Origin of the sequence: Desulfocicer vacuolatum DSM 3385 (genome assembly GCF_900176365.1) — a bacterium.
GTDB lineage: Bacteria > Desulfobacterota > Desulfobacteria > Desulfobacterales > Desulfobacteraceae > Desulfocicer > Desulfocicer vacuolatum.
This window is the reverse complement of sequence record NZ_FWXY01000001.1, coordinates 168,147-183,482: the sequence shown is the minus strand read 5'-3', so window position 1 is coordinate 183,482 and position 15,336 is coordinate 168,147. Positions and strand designations below refer to the sequence as shown.

Here is a 15,336-nt window from a genome sequence, read left to right as displayed (position 1 = left end):
CAAGATGGACAGCTCTGTGAAAAAAGCTATATCTGTGAAGTTTCAAAACAGTGAAGTTGCCTGCCGTATTATTGCCGATTTACTCGCACTGGAGCGGGAGTACCCCCGGGCCTTTTTCGACACCGTGGGATGGATTCAGGAGATGTTTGAAAAAAGCCATTCCAGCATCGGAACCGCCACTGTCATGGCAGGAAATGAACTGTCAGAAGACAAAGAAGCTGAGAATGTGCTTCCCCTGAATGATTTCATGGCACGGCGTTTCAGGAATCCCGACAGGGGAGGTCAGATTATCATTACATTAATGGAACTTGAAGCAAGAAAGAACGGCAGCCTTGGAGAAATAAAAATCAAAGTGGAGACCACGCTTAAGAATTGGATGGCAAGGCAGGCTTCCCCTGAGCCTGCCGCTGTTGAGGGTAAGATTGTGGTTTTCAAAAAAAACAGAGATATTTCCGAGGAATCTCAATAACCCGGGTTGAAAATCACTATTTCCGATGCCCGTGGTTTTTTTATATGAAATACTCCGCAGATCAGAGGCATATTTCAAGCTTTGTTGTGGGCAGTACCGGATCAAAATACGGTCCGCCCGTGGCGGTTATATACAATTCAGCCTCCAAGGCAAGCTAAGGCAGAGCCGCCCCCCGACGGGTAATAGGAACCGGACAATTGAGCTGTCTACAGTTCCGGTCCGGGCCCATTGCCCGTCGGGGGGCGGCGGTATAATACCATTTGCTATATTCGTTGTGTCCGACAGGATATATACAAAGTAACGTTAAATTGCCCTCAGCAGGGCCCCCGAGGGTTAATGAGAACCGGCAAATTGAGCCGTCTACGCTCCCGGCCCGGGTGCATTACCCGGGGGGACGGCATCTTTTGGAAAGGCTCTAATGTTGACGAAATGGCACAAAAAATAAAGCACCTGTATGTGTTATTTGACTGAGTTTAACACCTGGGCCTGATCCGAGAGAAGGGCTTTAAAGCGATCCAGGGTCACCGGGTATGCCTGCATGGGAATCCCCATCCAGTCGCAGTACTCCAGAAAGCCTTCCGGATCTGTCTCCATGTATTGCTCCATAAATCCAATGCTGTCCAGTACAATGGCACCGCCGGTGTGACGGGGAAAATTTTCATTGGCAAGGGCCTTGTCCCACCCCTTGAACACCTGATGTTTGAATTTCACCCAGCCGGGAGTCATCCACCACACCGGTTCGCCACCGGCAAGTTCTTCACCAATGCGCTTTAGCTCTGATTCATCTGCCACCATATCCATGCAGTGGGTGGCATCGATCCGTGCCACACCCGGGCCTTGTTCTTCAATGATCTCCTGCATGTTCCGGGTGGGGTTGTCGGCATTGACGTAACAGAACTTGCCGCCGTAGACCACAATGATTTTATCTGCCTTTTTTTTGGCCCTGTCAATGGTGGCAATGAGCCGTTCTTCCAGCTTTTCCACATCCTGATGCAGACCGGGTGGGGTGAAAAACAGATGCTCTGTATCAAGAAATCCCTCTTTTCTAAGGGACTCCAGCTCCATTTGCATGGTGCCGCAGGAAACAACGGCCATGTCCGAAAATGATATATTGTTCATGAAAAGTTACTCCTGTATCTGGTAAGTTCTCAATAACCCGGGGGATAAAGTCTGCTCAAGCCTTTAAAATCCGGGTGCATTCAAAACGAATTTCTGAATGCCTGATTTGTTGAGAACTTACTGTATCTGTTGTTAACGTATTGTTTCTAAATGATAATTTTATTTGTCTGGTGCAAATCGCCATCCCGTGGCCATGGGATCTCCTTTGTATCCCAGGACCTTGAAATCCATCACACCTTCGGGGCCGTGACAATCAAGACAGGACAGCGCTTTTTCCTTGGGAACCACGCCATGGTTCAGGCGCCAGTACATCATGGTATCTGCAAAGGCGATTTCTCCGCTGAACTTGAGGCCTGCGGCTTTCATGCCTTTTTCTGCGGTGACCTGCCAGTCATGGGTTGAAATCAATCCGTCTTTTCCGGCCAGATGGGGAACAATGAGATATCCATGGCGGGCATCAATGGCCTGACGGGTTTTAATGATTTTGTAGGGGGTAATTTTTGCTGAAGGATCTTTAATGGTTCCATCCGGGGCATTTAATGGTGTGATGCCCTTGGGATCAACCGGATCTCCTTTCATGTATCTGTGATGTTTCCCATTGTACCAGGCATAGGAGGGCTTTAAATTTTTTTCCAGGATTTTCTGGCCCATGGGGGTTTTGAGTTCCCGTTTATCGGGGCTCTGGCTCACCACTTCGGTTTTGTCTGAAATGCGTGATCCGTCCCGATAGGTCAGGGTAAATTTGTTCACCGCATATTGGGGAATGTGGCAGGTTTGACACGCCATGGCCATGCCGTGTTCATTTAGTTTCCTTAACAGGGGAAAGGAACTGTCATGGGGATTTTCATCATGGCAGTCGGTGCAGGAGACCCGGCCCTCACTCACCGAAGAGGTGGTGCTGCTGCCTGCTATTTTGTGGGCATCTGTTACGTGGCATTTTTGACAGGTAAAATCGAGTTTGCCCATGTGAACGTCAAGGCTGGCATCCGGTGTCAGAAGATCGCTTCCAAGATCTCCGTGTTTGGCATTGTCACCGCCCCCGCCATACCAGTGGCATTCTCCACAGTTACCCCTGCCGGGAAGGCCCACCTGTTTTGCAATGTCGGTGAGGTCAAGATCTTTGTTGGGCATACCGCAGCTGTTTTTTTTCTTTGAATAGGTACCGGTGGTGTCATGGCAGATGAGGCAGTCCATTTTTTCCATGTCTGAAAAATCGAATGAGGCATCCTTCCATCCATAGCCGGCGTGGCATTTGGTGCAACTGCACCAATTGGATTCAATGGACACTCAGTAATCATTCATCAGGTTGATTTTGCCAAATCGGCCATCTGTTTCATGACCTTTGAGATAGGGGGTTTTGCCCTTCCACATCCAGTGGGCCGTGTCCATGAATTCCATTGCGGTCTCTTCATGGCATTCCAGGCAGGTGCGGGTGACATCTTCTCCTGTGAGGCATTGGGTCTCAATAAATTCTGAATGGTCCACATCGGCGTAGGATGTGCCATAAACTGAAATGATAAAGGCTGTTGCAATAATGGGTATGATTTTCATTTGGACCTCCATGATAATTTTTGATGAGATTTAAATTAGCATATTCTCAAAACCGGGGCAAATTGTTTTAAAACTATTTCTTCTTTATCGTCACTTTAAGCTATCCATAAGAACTGTATATGGAAAAAATGTCGAAAAGCCTCGGCTATCAAATTGATCGGTCCGTTCCCAATCCCAATCGGTACCATCCGGTATCGGTCCAATGGGGTTCGGGCCTGGTCAATGGGGGAGAAGATAATTGGATCACTTAAACTGTTAAGTTTACCACACTGAACAGGTTGTGGTGTTAGGGTGTAAGTGGTGATTTGGGGCCGGGCAGGCATGTGTCTGAAAACGGCGGTGTTTGTTTAAAAGGGCGCTATTTTAATCGGCGTTTAATCACGTTTTTTGTAGGAGGAAAACATGTGCTGCTTGACGATATTTAAATAGCTGCCCGCCCGGCCCCGGTTTAAGGGGGATAGATATTGTGAAGGGTTAGAATGAAAGCTCAATGGCGCAGGCCACTTTCCAGAAATCTTCCACTGATCCGTTAAGGGCCTCGTTGTAGTCAGAGTCCTCATCAAAGGTCATGTAGCCCAGTTCCGTTGCAAAGAGCAGGTGTTTCATGATCTGGTATTCTGAATTGAAATTGACCTCCAGAACGCTTTCATCTTCGTTCATGAGAATGTCGTTGGGGGATTGAAAAATGGTATCTTCTGCGGTACCTTCGGCATACATGATCTGGAACTCATGGGAGAGTTTTTCTCCGGTTTTAATGTCTTTTACCTTAAAACCCACGGCCCACATGGAAGTGGCATAGGTGGAATCATAGGAGTCAAACATGTTGTCATTGAACCGGCTGCCGCCAAAGTAGGAACTGGTGTAGGTGGGACCGCCGATGAGGACCGGCATCATGTCAAAATCTTCGTCATTGGCATCGGGTCCATTGCCGTAAAAGGCGAAAAATTCCGGGGTGAATCCATCCATTTTATAGTCAATGACAAGGTCAGCAAAATAACCGGCAATACTTGCATCCACTGTGGCGGTTTCCCAGTCCATATCACCGTAGGTGGCACTGGCCTGAATGGAAAGGGCATCCATGGTGTATCCAAAACTCACACCCAGATACCAGGCAGACACATCGTCCGTTGCTGTGGGATCAATCACTGCGCTGTTGGCACCGGTGAGAAATCCGGGATAGTCAAAGTAGGCATATCTCCAGTGGCTGGGGGCATTGGCAATGACATCTTCCTGGATATTGGCATAGGCGGCCCAGGGGGTAAAGCTGATGGCATCCATTTTAACAGGTAATTTAGCATACAGGAAATCAGCCTGATCATCGGTGTTGCTGTTGGAATCATCCATGAGGTCTGCCATGCGGAACCAGCCAGCCTGGAGGCTTGATGAGTTGGTCAGGGGAGCAGAAAAAGTGACACCTGCGGGGACTTCATAGAAAAGATTACTGCCGTATGCGATTTCAGCAAGACTGAAACCTTGGGAACCTATTTTAAAATTAATTCCTGAATCCGTTGTGAAATCAATGTAGAGATTATCCAGTTCCAGAATAAGATCCCCGTCTTCTTCACCACCCACAAGGGCATCTGTGCTACCAAAATAACCACCGGTGGAACCTTCACCGATCTGGAAACTGACCACCCCCTTGAGGTTTTTATTAAGAATCCACTGGGCCTTGAAACTCAATTCCCGTGTGGCATCAAAATCGGAATCATCACCTTTGGAATAGTCATCCACAAAATCAAGGTACTGGGTGGCACCAAAGCTTGCCTTGAAAGCAGCGTTAATCTGCATTTCTCCCATATCTCCAGCTTTAAAGGTCATGGCGTTGGCACCGGCAGCCACAAAGAAAAGGCATGTTACTGCAATTGCGATATAACGTGTTAGTTTTTTCATCTTTTATCTCCTGAATAAAAAATTGAAGTGTTGGCGGCAGAAAAATGAGATACCGCCCTGTGAAATGTATAAATAGCAAAGGGTGTGCCCAGTTTTTTTTTGTCTTGATTTTTTTGAGATTTTGGTGTCCATGTGTGGCGAAGAATCATTTGAAATCTTTGCCGGCAGGGTGTTTCAGGAGTTTCTTTTATTTTCATGGATATTTTTTTTGATGAAAATGGACGGACTCAAAGAGGTGATGTAACGTAATTTTAACGTTGATGTAACGGTAGCGGTAACGGTTGGTGTGACGCTACTATTATCCCCGGGGGCGGGCATGATACCATATTTCAATATTCGTTGTGTCCGCCAAGACATGTGGGTTTATATGAAAAGGCAGCCTCCAAGGCAACCTCAGCAGAGCCGCCCCCCCGATGGGTAATAGGAACCGGACAATTGAGCTGTCTACAGTTCCGGTCCGGGACCATTGCCCGTCGGGGCGGCGGTATAATACCATTTGGCTCCGCGTCTACGGCCCTATATTTGTTGTGTCCGCCGGGAAATGTCCGTTATATGAAATTCTCCTCAAATCAGAGGCGTAATTCAAGCTTTGTTGTGGGCAGAAACGGATCAAAATACGGTTTGCCCGTGGCAGTTATGAAAAAAATGGAACGTTTTTTGCTGAACATTTTTTGTAAGTTTCAATGAAAGTTTTACATTGTCTTGGCTTCTTTGCTTGTATTTTGTATGTTTTGTGCGTATTGATACTGAATTTCAAAATTAAGTTTTTGATAATTTATTGATGTTGCTGTTAATTCCCAAATACAAGGCTTTTAAGAACAATTATGATAAATTATATGCAAAAATGGATGAAAATTCGTCCCCGGGAGATGGGCCTGTTTTTGGGATCCGTGGCCTTGATCTTTTTAATCCGATGCGCCGGGCTGATTTTTAATAATTTTGCTGAAACCGCTTTTTTAAAGCGTTTCGGGGTTTCCTGGTTGCCGGTGCTTTATATTGTCAATCCCATGATCACACTGTTTTTCCTGGAAAAATTATCCAGCATTAAACCCCATCTTTCTGCCTACCGTCGTCTCTCTTTTTTGCTTTTCAGCTGTGGCACCATGGCGTTTTTTATTTGGGTGCTGATGTTTATGGAAGGCCGATTTTTATATCCCATATTGTTTGTGATGAAAGTGCAGTTTGAGACCCTGCTCAGTGTTTTTTTCTGGAACCTTGGCAATGAACTGTTTAATTTTCATCAGTCCAAGCGATTGTTTCCTTTGATTACCATTGGCGGTGTCCTGGGGGATATGGGGGGAAACCTTTTAACTGTTGGTGTTTCACAGGTTGTTGCCATTAACCATTTGCTGCTGATGTATGGAGCGGTGTTAATCTCTGCTGCCGTGATGACCCGGTATCTGGGGAACCGATTTCCTTTGCAGGTGGTGCCGAAAAAGCCAAAGGTCGCCACAAAAGAAGAAAGCACCTTTTTAAAGCGCATTGTGGGCATGGGCCCCTTGATGAAAAAATCCACTCTTGTTCCGGTGATGGTGGGACTTACTTTTTTTGCCAATGTGGTGCTGCCCATCATGAACTATCAGTTCAATGTGGCGGTGGATCACCGTTTTGGCGGTGAAAATGCCATGATTGTCTTTTTTGGCACCTTTCGGGGGGCCATGAATGTGGTTTCCATATTGCTTCTTTTTTTTTCCGGTCGATTTTACGGCAGGTGGGGTATTCCCATGGCATTGCTGTTCCATCCAATGAATTATCTGTTGGTTTTTCTGGGGTTTTTGTTTCGGTTTGATATTTTTTCCGCCATGTATGCCCGATTTTCCACCAATGTGATTCGTACCACCTTTAACCAGCCGGTGAACAATATGCTCATTGGCATTTTCCCGGATGAATATCGCTCCAGAATGCGTCCCTTTTTAAGGGGCGTGGTGGCCCGGGCCGGATTGATCACCGGCTCCTGCCTGATATTGCTGACCACCACTGTGCTGCCACCCCATTATCTCTCCATTGTGGCCCTTCCCTTTGTGGTTGGCTGGATTGGCACGGTGATTTTTTTAAAGTTTAAATATGCCGCCTTGATTATCCGGTTACTTGGGGCTAATTTTCTGGATTTAAGGTCCACCGAAGCCCATGTGATCAAAAAATTGTTCCACGACAGGCAAATACAGGATAAATTGCTGGATAATTTTAAATCCAGCAGGGGCATCGACGCTTTTTTCCATGCCCGTCTGCTGAAATACCTGGGCATGGAAAATCTTGATAATCATATTTTAAACAATTTGAAATATCAGGACAGTGCCACTGTGATTAAGCTGTTGCCGCTGATTTCAGGCCAATGTGGTGATCGTTTTTTCAGGATATTGAAAAAAATGATCAATGTGGCAGATGAGCCATTGACCCTTGCCATGATTCGGGTGGCCCAACCCCGCAACACAAAGGCCTGTAGAAAATTTTATCAGGCATTGGAACAGCAATGTCGATCCCGGGGGGTACAAACCTGTGTTTCTCCGGAAATAAGGGCCCACTCCGCTGCCTGTCTGCTCATGGAAATGTCTGAACACCGGCGGGAGCTCATGGGGCAGTGGATGCGCGGCGCCAACCTGGATCATGTCCATGCCGCCATCATTGCCGTGGCAGAATCAGGGGAGACTGTGTATGTTTCTTTGTTGAATCAGCTGTTGAACCGGGGGGCTTCCCATGAGCGGCTGCTGCCGGCCCTGATTCGTGCCTTAAAAAAGCTTGATCCGGACGGTGTCACACATCGGGTGGCTTTGTTTTTAAACCATTCCCGGGTTGAGGTGCGCATGGCAGCCCTGGAAGCGTTGGAAATAAATGATGACGATGGGCTGCGGCGCCGGGTTCTTGCCCTTGTGGGGGATCGTTCCGACAAGATCCGCACCCTTGCCATTGAAAAGATCAAAATTTGTCCCCATTGCAATGGACGGCTGCTGTTTGAATTTTTGTATCCGGCTTCCCGGAAAATGCGGGAGGGCATTTTTGAAATTCTTAAAGCCCTTGACATCAAAGATCCTGACATGTTTGCCTTTTTTGAAGGAGAGATTCGTAAGGCATGCATCTGCCTTGCCGTTTCCCGGGCTTTGGAAAAATTACCCCGGAATCTGTCCTGCCGATTGCTGATCCGTCACCTTTCTGAAATCAGACACGTTCATATCCAGGCCGGGCTTCGGGTGGCTTCCATTAATGATGATTCAGGGCAGGTGCGGCTTATTTTAAGAAGTCTTTTTTCCCGGGATCATCGCAGGCGATCCAATGCACTGGAGGCCCTGGAAAGCACCATGCATCCGCGGTTGGTCCGGCAAATCATGCCTTTTCTGGATGGGACAGCGCCAGAGGATATTCTAAAAAGTTTATACAGGCAACCGGGGGGAGCGGAGCGCTTATTTGAGCCGGTAAAGGCCCTTGAATTTTTGTTGCAAAGTGATAGCCGGTTGACAGTACGTCTGGCCCGGGGGGTATTGGAAACATTACCGCAGGATGTGCTGGATGGTGACATTAAAACAACAAAAACGCTGTGCACAGGGCAATTATTTCAAGGAAATGCCAATGCAGACAGGTTGGAAGATTTCAGCTCAACGGAGGTGGTGATGGAAAACAGCTTAAGTTTCCAGGAAAAAATTGTTTATATCCAGAAAGTGGATATTTTTAAAAATCTGGCCATCAATGAACTGGCTGCCATCAGTGATATTGCCCAGGAAGTGGCCTTTGCTCCCAAAGAAATTCTTTTCCAGGAAAAGGAGTTTGCAGATACCATGTATATCTGCGTGGAAGGGGCTGTGTCAGCATCCAGAAACAACGTGGGTGTGGGTACGTTTAACCCGGGGGACAGCTTTGGCATGAGTGCCTTTCTGGTGGACAGCAAACGTTTGCTCACCTGTCGGGCAAAGGAATCCACACGGCTCCTGGAGATTCATAAGCAGGAATTTGAGGAGATGCTCATGGAGTACCCCCAGATCTCCTTTGAAATTGCCAAGATCCATGCCCGTATGATACAGCGCCTGCTGGAACAGATTCAAGCAGAAGATACCCATGAAAGTCTGATGAAGGATTTTTTTAACAAACACAAGCACATGAAGTAGCAATGGTTTGCTTTCGTGTCATACCCCGCAGGGTGAGATATGATGTCATTTTCATATATTCGTTGTGTTCACCGGGAGTATGGAGTTATTTGGTTTCCGGCTGCAGGGGGATATGCCATTTTTTCATGTATTTCCACACGGAAGTTCGGCTTTTACCCATGCGTCGTCCCACTTCGGCCTTGTTCCAGCCGCATTCATGGAGAAGCGTTATCAGATTTTCCCGGTTCAGTTTGGGTTGAGCCCCCATGGCAGTGGCAGGCATGGGCGATTCAGACCCGGATGGGGGGATTTCAAGGCATTCTTTTTTTTCTCTGACTTCAATGGGAAGATCCCGGGTTTGAATTTGCTGTGACGGGCACAGGACAAAGGCGTGTTCTATGGCATTTTCAAGTTCGCGCACATTGCCGGGCCAGGGATATTCCATGAGCTTTGCCATGGCGTTGCGACTGATATCCTTGATTTTTTTTGATTCCCGATCATTGTTTTTATCAATGAATTTTCTCACCAGCAGGGGAATGTCCTCCCGCCGGGATTTAAGCGGTGGGATATGGATGGGAAAAACCTTGAGTCGGTAATAAAGATCTTCCCTGAACTGCCCCTCCCGGGTGAGGCGGTAGAGATCCTTGTGGGTGGCTGCCAATATTCGGATATTGATTTTTATTTTACGGGATTCCCCCACCCGCTGGATTTCCCTTTCCTGGAGCACCCGGAGCAATTTAACCTGCATGTATGGTGAAAGCTCTCCGATTTCATCCAGAAAAATGGTGCCCCCGTGGGCCTCTTCAAACCGTCCTTTTCGATCCCGATGGGCCCCGGTAAAGGCTCCTTTAATGTGTCCAAACAATTCGCTTTCCAAGAGGGTTTCAGACAGGGCCGCACAGTTCACCGGAATAAAAGGCCCCTGGGACAGTTGACCGTTGTAATGGATGGCACCGGCCACCAGTTCTTTGCCGGTGCCGCTTTCTCCCTGGATCAGTACGGTGGCACGGCTGTCCGCCGCCGCTGTAATGGCATAGAAAACGTCCTGCATGCCCCGGCTTTTGCCGATGATGTTTCCCAGTGCATGGATTTCCCCCAGCCGCCGCTCTGCGTCCTGGGCTTTTTTTTTCATGCGGTTGAGTTCTGTGAGGTTGGTCAGGGTTTCCACAATGCCGAGAAGGGTGTCATTTTCATCCCTCACTGCCCGGGCGCTTTTGATCACAGGCACATCATAGCCGTCCCGGTGCCTTACATGACACTCTTTGGATTCTGAAGTGCCGTGTTTGAGTACACCGCATTTTTTCATGTCAGAAGGACAGTCTTTGCCAAAACATCGATTGCACTGGAGCAGATTACAGCCTTTGCCCAAGGCCTCCTTTGCCGTATACCCGGTGAGATCTTCCATGGCACGATTCCATGAAGTGATCTGTCCGTGGCTGTCCAGAGTGAACAAACCGTCAGCCATGGTGTCAAGGATTTGATTGAAAAAATGAATGTCCCACATCTTATGGGTTTTCATGGAAAAGCTCCTTTGTTTCTTGAACATCCGCATTGGAAATGGTTTGTAACCGGGTTGCCCGTTTGTGTGCTTTTAGGGGCAGAGATTTTTAAATCTGTCCCCGCCCCTAAATGGCAAAGTTATTTCGGACTCATTCCTTAGCTGTGACCCAGGGCTTCCCGGACGCTTTGGGCCAAATCCTGCCTGGAAAAGGGCTTATTAATAAAATGTACGCCTTTGTCCAGGACCCCGTGGCGGGCAATAACATTGGCCGTATAGCCTGACATGAAAATACATTTCATGTCAGGGTGAAGACGGCACAGCCTTTCAGACAGCTCCCGGCCATTCATGCCGGGCATGATCACATCGGTGATGAGCAGGTGGATGGTATTTTTTCCCCACATTCCGGCCATTTTAAGGGCCTCATCAGGGCTATGGGTGGCCAGCACTGTGTACCCCAGCTGTTCAAGTATCTTTTGTGCTATTTTAAGAATGGGTGGCTCATCCTCCACCAGCAGCACGGTTTCATCACCGCTCTGGGGGGAGAAGGGCATATTTTTTGGGGGTTCAGGTGGCATGCTTTTCCCGGATGCAGGCAGGTACAGTTTAAATGTTGAACCTTTGCCGGGTTCGCTGTAAACATTTATAAACCCCTTGTTCTGCTTGACAATACCGAACACAGTTGCCAGTCCCAGCCCGCTTCCCCGGCCAATGCTTTTTGTGGTAAAGAATGGTTCAAAAAGATTTTCCCGGGTTTCTTTGTCCATGCCTGCACCATTGTCACTGACCACGATCATGACAAATTCACCGGGGTGAAACCCCATGTGGTCCCGGCAGTAATCGGCATTGAACACCACATTATCCGTTTCTATGGTGACCCTTCCGATGTCTTCAATGGCGTCCCTTGCATTGAGGCACAGATTGGCCAGCAGTTGATCCACCTGGGAAGGGTCCATGCGCACCGGCCATATCCCTTGTCCGGGTATCCAGGACAGTTCAATGTCTTCACCGATAAGTCGCTGGAGCATTTTGAGCATTTCTTCCAGTACCTGGTTGATGTCCAATATCCGGGGCGCAATGGCCTGCTTTCTTGCAAAGGCCAGCAATTGTCGGGTGAGATTGGCAGATCGTTTTGTTGCTTTATGAATTTCTTTGACATTGTCTGTGAGTGGATCGGTGGGGGGCATATCTTCCAGAAGAATTTCCGCATTGCCAAGAATGATGCTCAGCATGTTGTTAAAATCATGGGCCACACCACCGGCCAGCCTTCCCACAGCTTCCATTTTCTGGGCCTGGAGGAGCTGAGTTTCGATTTCTTTTTGTTTTGTGATGTCCTGGAAGATTCCCTTCATTTTGATGCATTCCCCATTTGCATACTCGGGTCGCCCCACAGCATGGACCCAGAGCAGGCGGTCACTGGCCGTGTGACATTGTAACTTAATATCAAATTTTTCACCGGTTTCCATGGAAAGATCATAGGCTCTGGCAAGCATTTCCCTGTCCCGGGGGGGATAGTAGTTCAGGTGTTCATTAGGGCCCGGGGGAACGGTGGAATCATCTATTTCAATGATTTTATAGATTTCCTTGGTCCAGGTGGCACGGTTTTCCACCAGATCGTGTACCCAGCCGCCGATCCTGGCAAGGCTTCCCATCTCATTTAAAAGCTGTTCCCTTTCCCGGAGGTTTTTTTCCACCTTTTTACGTTCTCTTATCTCGTTTGCCAGCTTTCTATTAAAAAAGTATAGCGTTAAGATGACCACGATAAATACCATGCAGATGCCCACAGCAACGGCGGCAATGCGTTTGAGTCGGGTCGCATCTGTTGTGTGGTTGGGGTCGTATAGAAAGTCATCAAAGGGGAATTCCCCGGTGAGAAGCCCCAGTTTCCGGTATGTTTTTGCAATGTGACGCCATCTGCCGGGATTCATGTGCCCGATTTGAATTAAATCAGGACGCATTATTTTTCGGATGGCCTGGGCTTCATACCGGAGATGACCCCGGCTTTTTTTAACATGGTAGTGTGATATGAGCAGATCAATGATCTCTTCAGGATGATCCATGGCATAGGCCCATCCCTTGAGGGAGGCTTCCAGAAATGCCTTCACCTGACGGGGATGATGCTTGATTTCATTGTGGGTGGTGAACAGGCAATCGCTGTAAAAATCAATGCCATAGGTCCGGGGAGAAATGATGACAGGTTCTATGTTGTTTTGCAGTAACTGCCAGGGTTCATTGGTGGTGTAAGCGCTCACCGCATGGGTGCGTCCTTGGATGAGGTCATTGAGATTGTAGGTCTGATCCATGCGCTCAATGGCACTTATGGGGATACCTTCGTTTAAAAAAGCCACCAGAATGTCGGCATCTTTTTTCCCCGGCAATAACATCACCCGCTTGCCCATGAGATCATGGATGGTGGATATGCCCGAATCCCGTCTGGCCAGAAGGATGGTGGCAGAGTGCTGAAATATGGGAGCCAGTACAACAAAAGGATCACCGTCAATGCGGTGGAGCATCAGTTCTGCTCCTGCCACACCATATTGGGCCCGGTGACCGGCCACAGCTTCCCTGGCAAATGTGTTTGTTCCCCCTTCGATGATGGTGACATCAAGACCCTCCTTGCTGTAATATCCCCTGTGCAGGGCCGCGTAGTAACCGGCAAATTGAAACTGGTGATTCCAGGCCAGCTGTATGGATACTTTTTCTGCGGCCCCGGCCATGGAACAAAAAAAAAATAAAAAAAGGGTCATGAAAAGGAGGTGGATTTTTAAGAACCAATATCTTTGCAGTCTGGTCGTTGCCAATAAAAGTCTCCTGTCAGCTAGCAATGGGATTGATGAATTCACCGATTTTTTTTTCATGGAAAACAAAGAACAGTACGATTGAACCCATGTCACATTAAAACACTTTTTAGTTTTCCCTGCAATATTTTCGTTCCGGCTTGTTCCACGCTCATTGATCCAGACAGATTTTAATTTTATGGGCCAATGCGGCGGTTGTGAATGGTTTCTGGAGAAAGGCTTCAGCCCCGGCCCGAATGATGTCCCGGGCAGGACTGTCCAGGGAGTAACCGCTGGTGACAAGAACCTTTAACTCCGGACGCAGTTTTTTCAGGCGCGGGTACAGCAGATCTCCCTGGATATCGGGTATCATTACATCCAGCAACGCAAGATCCATCTTGTTATCGGCATCACCGGCCAGGGCCAGCGCTTTTTCTCCGGTGTCTGCTTCCAGTATATGATATCCCATGCGTTGGAGCATTTGTCGGCATACGATCATGACGCTTTCTTCATCCTCAATGATTAAAATGGTGTGGTGGGGGGCAATCTCAGTTGGTTTTGATGCAGCGTTTGGTGGGGTAGACTCAGCTTCATGGGGGACAAGGGGGATAAATATGGAAACAGTGCTTCCTTTGTTTTTTTGGGATGCCACCTTAATGGTGCCGTTGTGGTTGGTTATGATACCAAAGGCAGCGGCCATTCCAAGTCCCCTCCCTTCAAAGCGGGTGGTGAAAAAGGGCTCAAATATCCGTTCCCGGGTTTCTTCATCCATCCCCTTTCCATTATCTGCAATGCTGAGACAGACATATTCCCCCGGAGATAATTCCACGGGCAGTGCCTTATCTTTTGTGCCTGCGTTTATTTTTTCGCATGCAATGTAAATTTTTCCGTGGCCGTCCATGGCTTCATGGGCATTGGTCAGCACTGCGGATAAAACCATCTGCAACTGAATGGGATCTCCGTGGATTGTCAGATCGCCACTTTGTGGCGGGGTATGAATTTCTAAATTTTCGGAAAGTTTATGTCGGATAATGGGAACCGTTTCTGTGATAAAACCATTTAACTCAATATCCTGGACCCGGTATTTCCCTCCCCTGGCATAGGCCAGCAATTGAGCTGTCAGGCGGGTCATTCGGTCTGTGGCTTCTTTTATCTCATGGGTATAATGTTCCACAGCATCATTGGGAGAAATGTCTTCCTGCATCAGATCCATGTTGCCGGTGATGACGGCAAGGGCATTGTTGAACTGATGGGCCACACCCCCGGCAAGGGTTGCAATGGATTCCATCCGTTGTTGTTTGAATTGTTTTATTTGTAATTTTTTTGATTCTGTGACGTCCCGGTTACTGCCCCGCTGGCCAAGATATTTTCCATTTTCATTGTACACGGATCGACATGAGTGGCTGATCCATCTTTGTTTTCCGCCCTGGGTGATGATGCGAAAATGAATGGGCACCGGTTCATTTATATCTTTTTCTGTTTGAAGATGTTGCTTGAAGTTTGGAAGATCCTTGGGATGAACGATTTCCGTGAACAGCTCAGGCCGTTTAAAAAATGCCTGGGGCCTGTATCCGGTGATCCGTTCACAGGAGGGTGAAATATACTCAAAACTGCCGTCTGGTTTCAGCCAGTATTCCCAGTCATGGGTATAGTCGGCAATGGTTCTGAAACGGCTCTCACTTTCCCTTAAGATCGCTTCCACAGCTTTGTGTCTGGAAATGTATATGCCAATGGTTAACCCTGATCCGCCTCCGAATATCAGGGGGATGACATATCCCTTCAGTATATAGGGATTAAATCCTGCACTGAATTTCTGTATAAAGGATAAACTGCATAGGATGATCATGCCCATCAGTGTGTAAAGAATCATAATATAGTACCTGGTGCGTGGGAGCATGGGCGTACTTTTTTTGATGATGGGGGTCATTTTTCCCTCCCGTATCCCTGTTTTGGGTGGTG

At 47.8% G+C, this 15,336-nt stretch carries 11 protein-coding genes; 3 read left to right on the top strand and 8 right to left on the bottom strand.

The window, feature by feature from the left end; genetic code table 11:
• The first annotated feature begins 4 nt into the window (after window positions 1–4).
• On the top strand, window positions 5–469 hold the full coding sequence (locus tag B9A32_RS00895) for a hypothetical protein (protein WP_084066487.1): 465 nt from the start codon (window positions 5–7) through the stop codon (window positions 467–469).
• Between the two features lie 459 nt (window positions 470–928).
• Here B9A32_RS00895 and B9A32_RS00890 read toward each other — a convergent pair whose 3' ends face one another.
• From B9A32_RS00890 to B9A32_RS21010, 5 genes are all read right to left on the bottom strand, one after another.
• Window positions 929–1,588: a DUF1638 domain-containing protein gene (locus B9A32_RS00890; RefSeq protein WP_084066486.1), complete on the bottom strand. Its 660-nt coding sequence runs from the start codon at window positions 1,586–1,588 to the stop codon at window positions 929–931.
• 159 nt (window positions 1,589–1,747) lie between these two features.
• Window positions 1,748–2,875, bottom strand: a complete 1,128-nt coding sequence (locus tag B9A32_RS00885; RefSeq protein WP_084066485.1) for a tetrathionate reductase family octaheme c-type cytochrome — start codon at window positions 2,873–2,875, stop codon at window positions 1,748–1,750.
• Window positions 2,876–3,139: a hypothetical protein gene (locus B9A32_RS00880; protein ID WP_084066484.1), complete on the bottom strand. Its 264-nt coding sequence runs from the start codon at window positions 3,137–3,139 to the stop codon at window positions 2,876–2,878.
• 474 nt (window positions 3,140–3,613) lie between these two features.
• A complete protein-coding gene (locus B9A32_RS00875; protein ID WP_084066483.1) occupies window positions 3,614–5,029 on the bottom strand; it encodes an outer membrane homotrimeric porin in 1,416 nt (471 codons plus the stop codon).
• Window positions 5,026–5,226, bottom strand: coding sequence for a hypothetical protein (locus tag B9A32_RS21010; RefSeq protein ID WP_139795655.1), 201 nt, complete (start codon window positions 5,224–5,226; stop codon window positions 5,026–5,028). The genes B9A32_RS00875 and B9A32_RS21010 overlap by 4 nt, the downstream gene beginning before the upstream one ends.
• A 355-nt stretch (window positions 5,227–5,581) precedes the next feature.
• Here B9A32_RS21010 and B9A32_RS22255 point away from each other — a divergent pair, with 355 nt between their 5' ends.
• Together B9A32_RS22255 and B9A32_RS00870 are read left to right on the top strand one after the other, a co-directional pair.
• Window positions 5,582–5,716: a hypothetical protein gene (locus B9A32_RS22255; protein ID WP_269748990.1), complete on the top strand. Its 135-nt coding sequence runs from the start codon at window positions 5,582–5,584 to the stop codon at window positions 5,714–5,716.
• 149 nt (window positions 5,717–5,865) lie between these two features.
• Window positions 5,866–9,123, top strand: a complete 3,258-nt coding sequence (locus tag B9A32_RS00870; RefSeq protein ID WP_170923645.1) for a cyclic nucleotide-binding domain-containing protein — start codon at window positions 5,866–5,868, stop codon at window positions 9,121–9,123.
• Between the two features lie 85 nt (window positions 9,124–9,208).
• Here B9A32_RS00870 and B9A32_RS00865 read toward each other — a convergent pair whose 3' ends face one another.
• The 3 genes from B9A32_RS00865 to B9A32_RS00855 form a co-directional block, all read right to left on the bottom strand.
• Window positions 9,209–10,621, bottom strand: a complete 1,413-nt coding sequence (locus B9A32_RS00865) for a sigma-54 interaction domain-containing protein (protein ID WP_084066481.1) — start codon at window positions 10,619–10,621, stop codon at window positions 9,209–9,211.
• A 137-nt stretch (window positions 10,622–10,758) separates the two neighbouring features.
• Window positions 10,759–13,401: an ABC transporter substrate-binding protein gene (locus B9A32_RS00860; RefSeq protein WP_170923644.1), complete on the bottom strand. Its 2,643-nt coding sequence runs from the start codon at window positions 13,399–13,401 to the stop codon at window positions 10,759–10,761.
• A 148-nt stretch (window positions 13,402–13,549) separates the two neighbouring features.
• The gene (locus tag B9A32_RS00855) at window positions 13,550–15,304 is read right to left on the bottom strand and encodes a hybrid sensor histidine kinase/response regulator (protein WP_084066479.1); all 1,755 of its coding nucleotides are present in this window, start codon (window positions 15,302–15,304) and stop codon (window positions 13,550–13,552) included.
• Window positions 15,305–15,336: the final 32 nt, after the last annotated feature.

Excerpts from the sequence above, each read along its gene's own strand:
- B9A32_RS00895 (WP_084066487.1), top strand. The coding sequence starts at position 5 with ATGGACAGCTCTGTGAAAAAAGCTATATCTGTGAAGTTTCAAAACAGT.
- B9A32_RS00890 (WP_084066486.1), bottom strand. The coding sequence starts at position 1,588 with ATGAACAATATATCATTTTCGGACATGGCCGTTGTTTCCTGCGGCACC.
- B9A32_RS00880 (WP_084066484.1), bottom strand. The coding sequence starts at position 3,139 with ATGAAAATCATACCCATTATTGCAACAGCCTTTATCATTTCAGTTTAT.
- B9A32_RS00875 (WP_084066483.1), bottom strand. The coding sequence starts at position 5,029 with ATGAAAAAACTAACACGTTATATCGCAATTGCAGTAACATGCCTTTTC.
- B9A32_RS21010 (WP_139795655.1), bottom strand. The coding sequence starts at position 5,226 with ATGAAAATAAAAGAAACTCCTGAAACACCCTGCCGGCAAAGATTTCAA.
- B9A32_RS22255 (WP_269748990.1), top strand. The coding sequence starts at position 5,582 with ATGAAATTCTCCTCAAATCAGAGGCGTAATTCAAGCTTTGTTGTGGGC.
- B9A32_RS00870 (WP_170923645.1), top strand. The coding sequence starts at position 5,866 with ATGCAAAAATGGATGAAAATTCGTCCCCGGGAGATGGGCCTGTTTTTG.
- B9A32_RS00865 (WP_084066481.1), bottom strand. The coding sequence starts at position 10,621 with ATGAAAACCCATAAGATGTGGGACATTCATTTTTTCAATCAAATCCTT.
- B9A32_RS00855 (WP_084066479.1), bottom strand. The coding sequence starts at position 15,304 with ATGACCCCCATCATCAAAAAAAGTACGCCCATGCTCCCACGCACCAGG.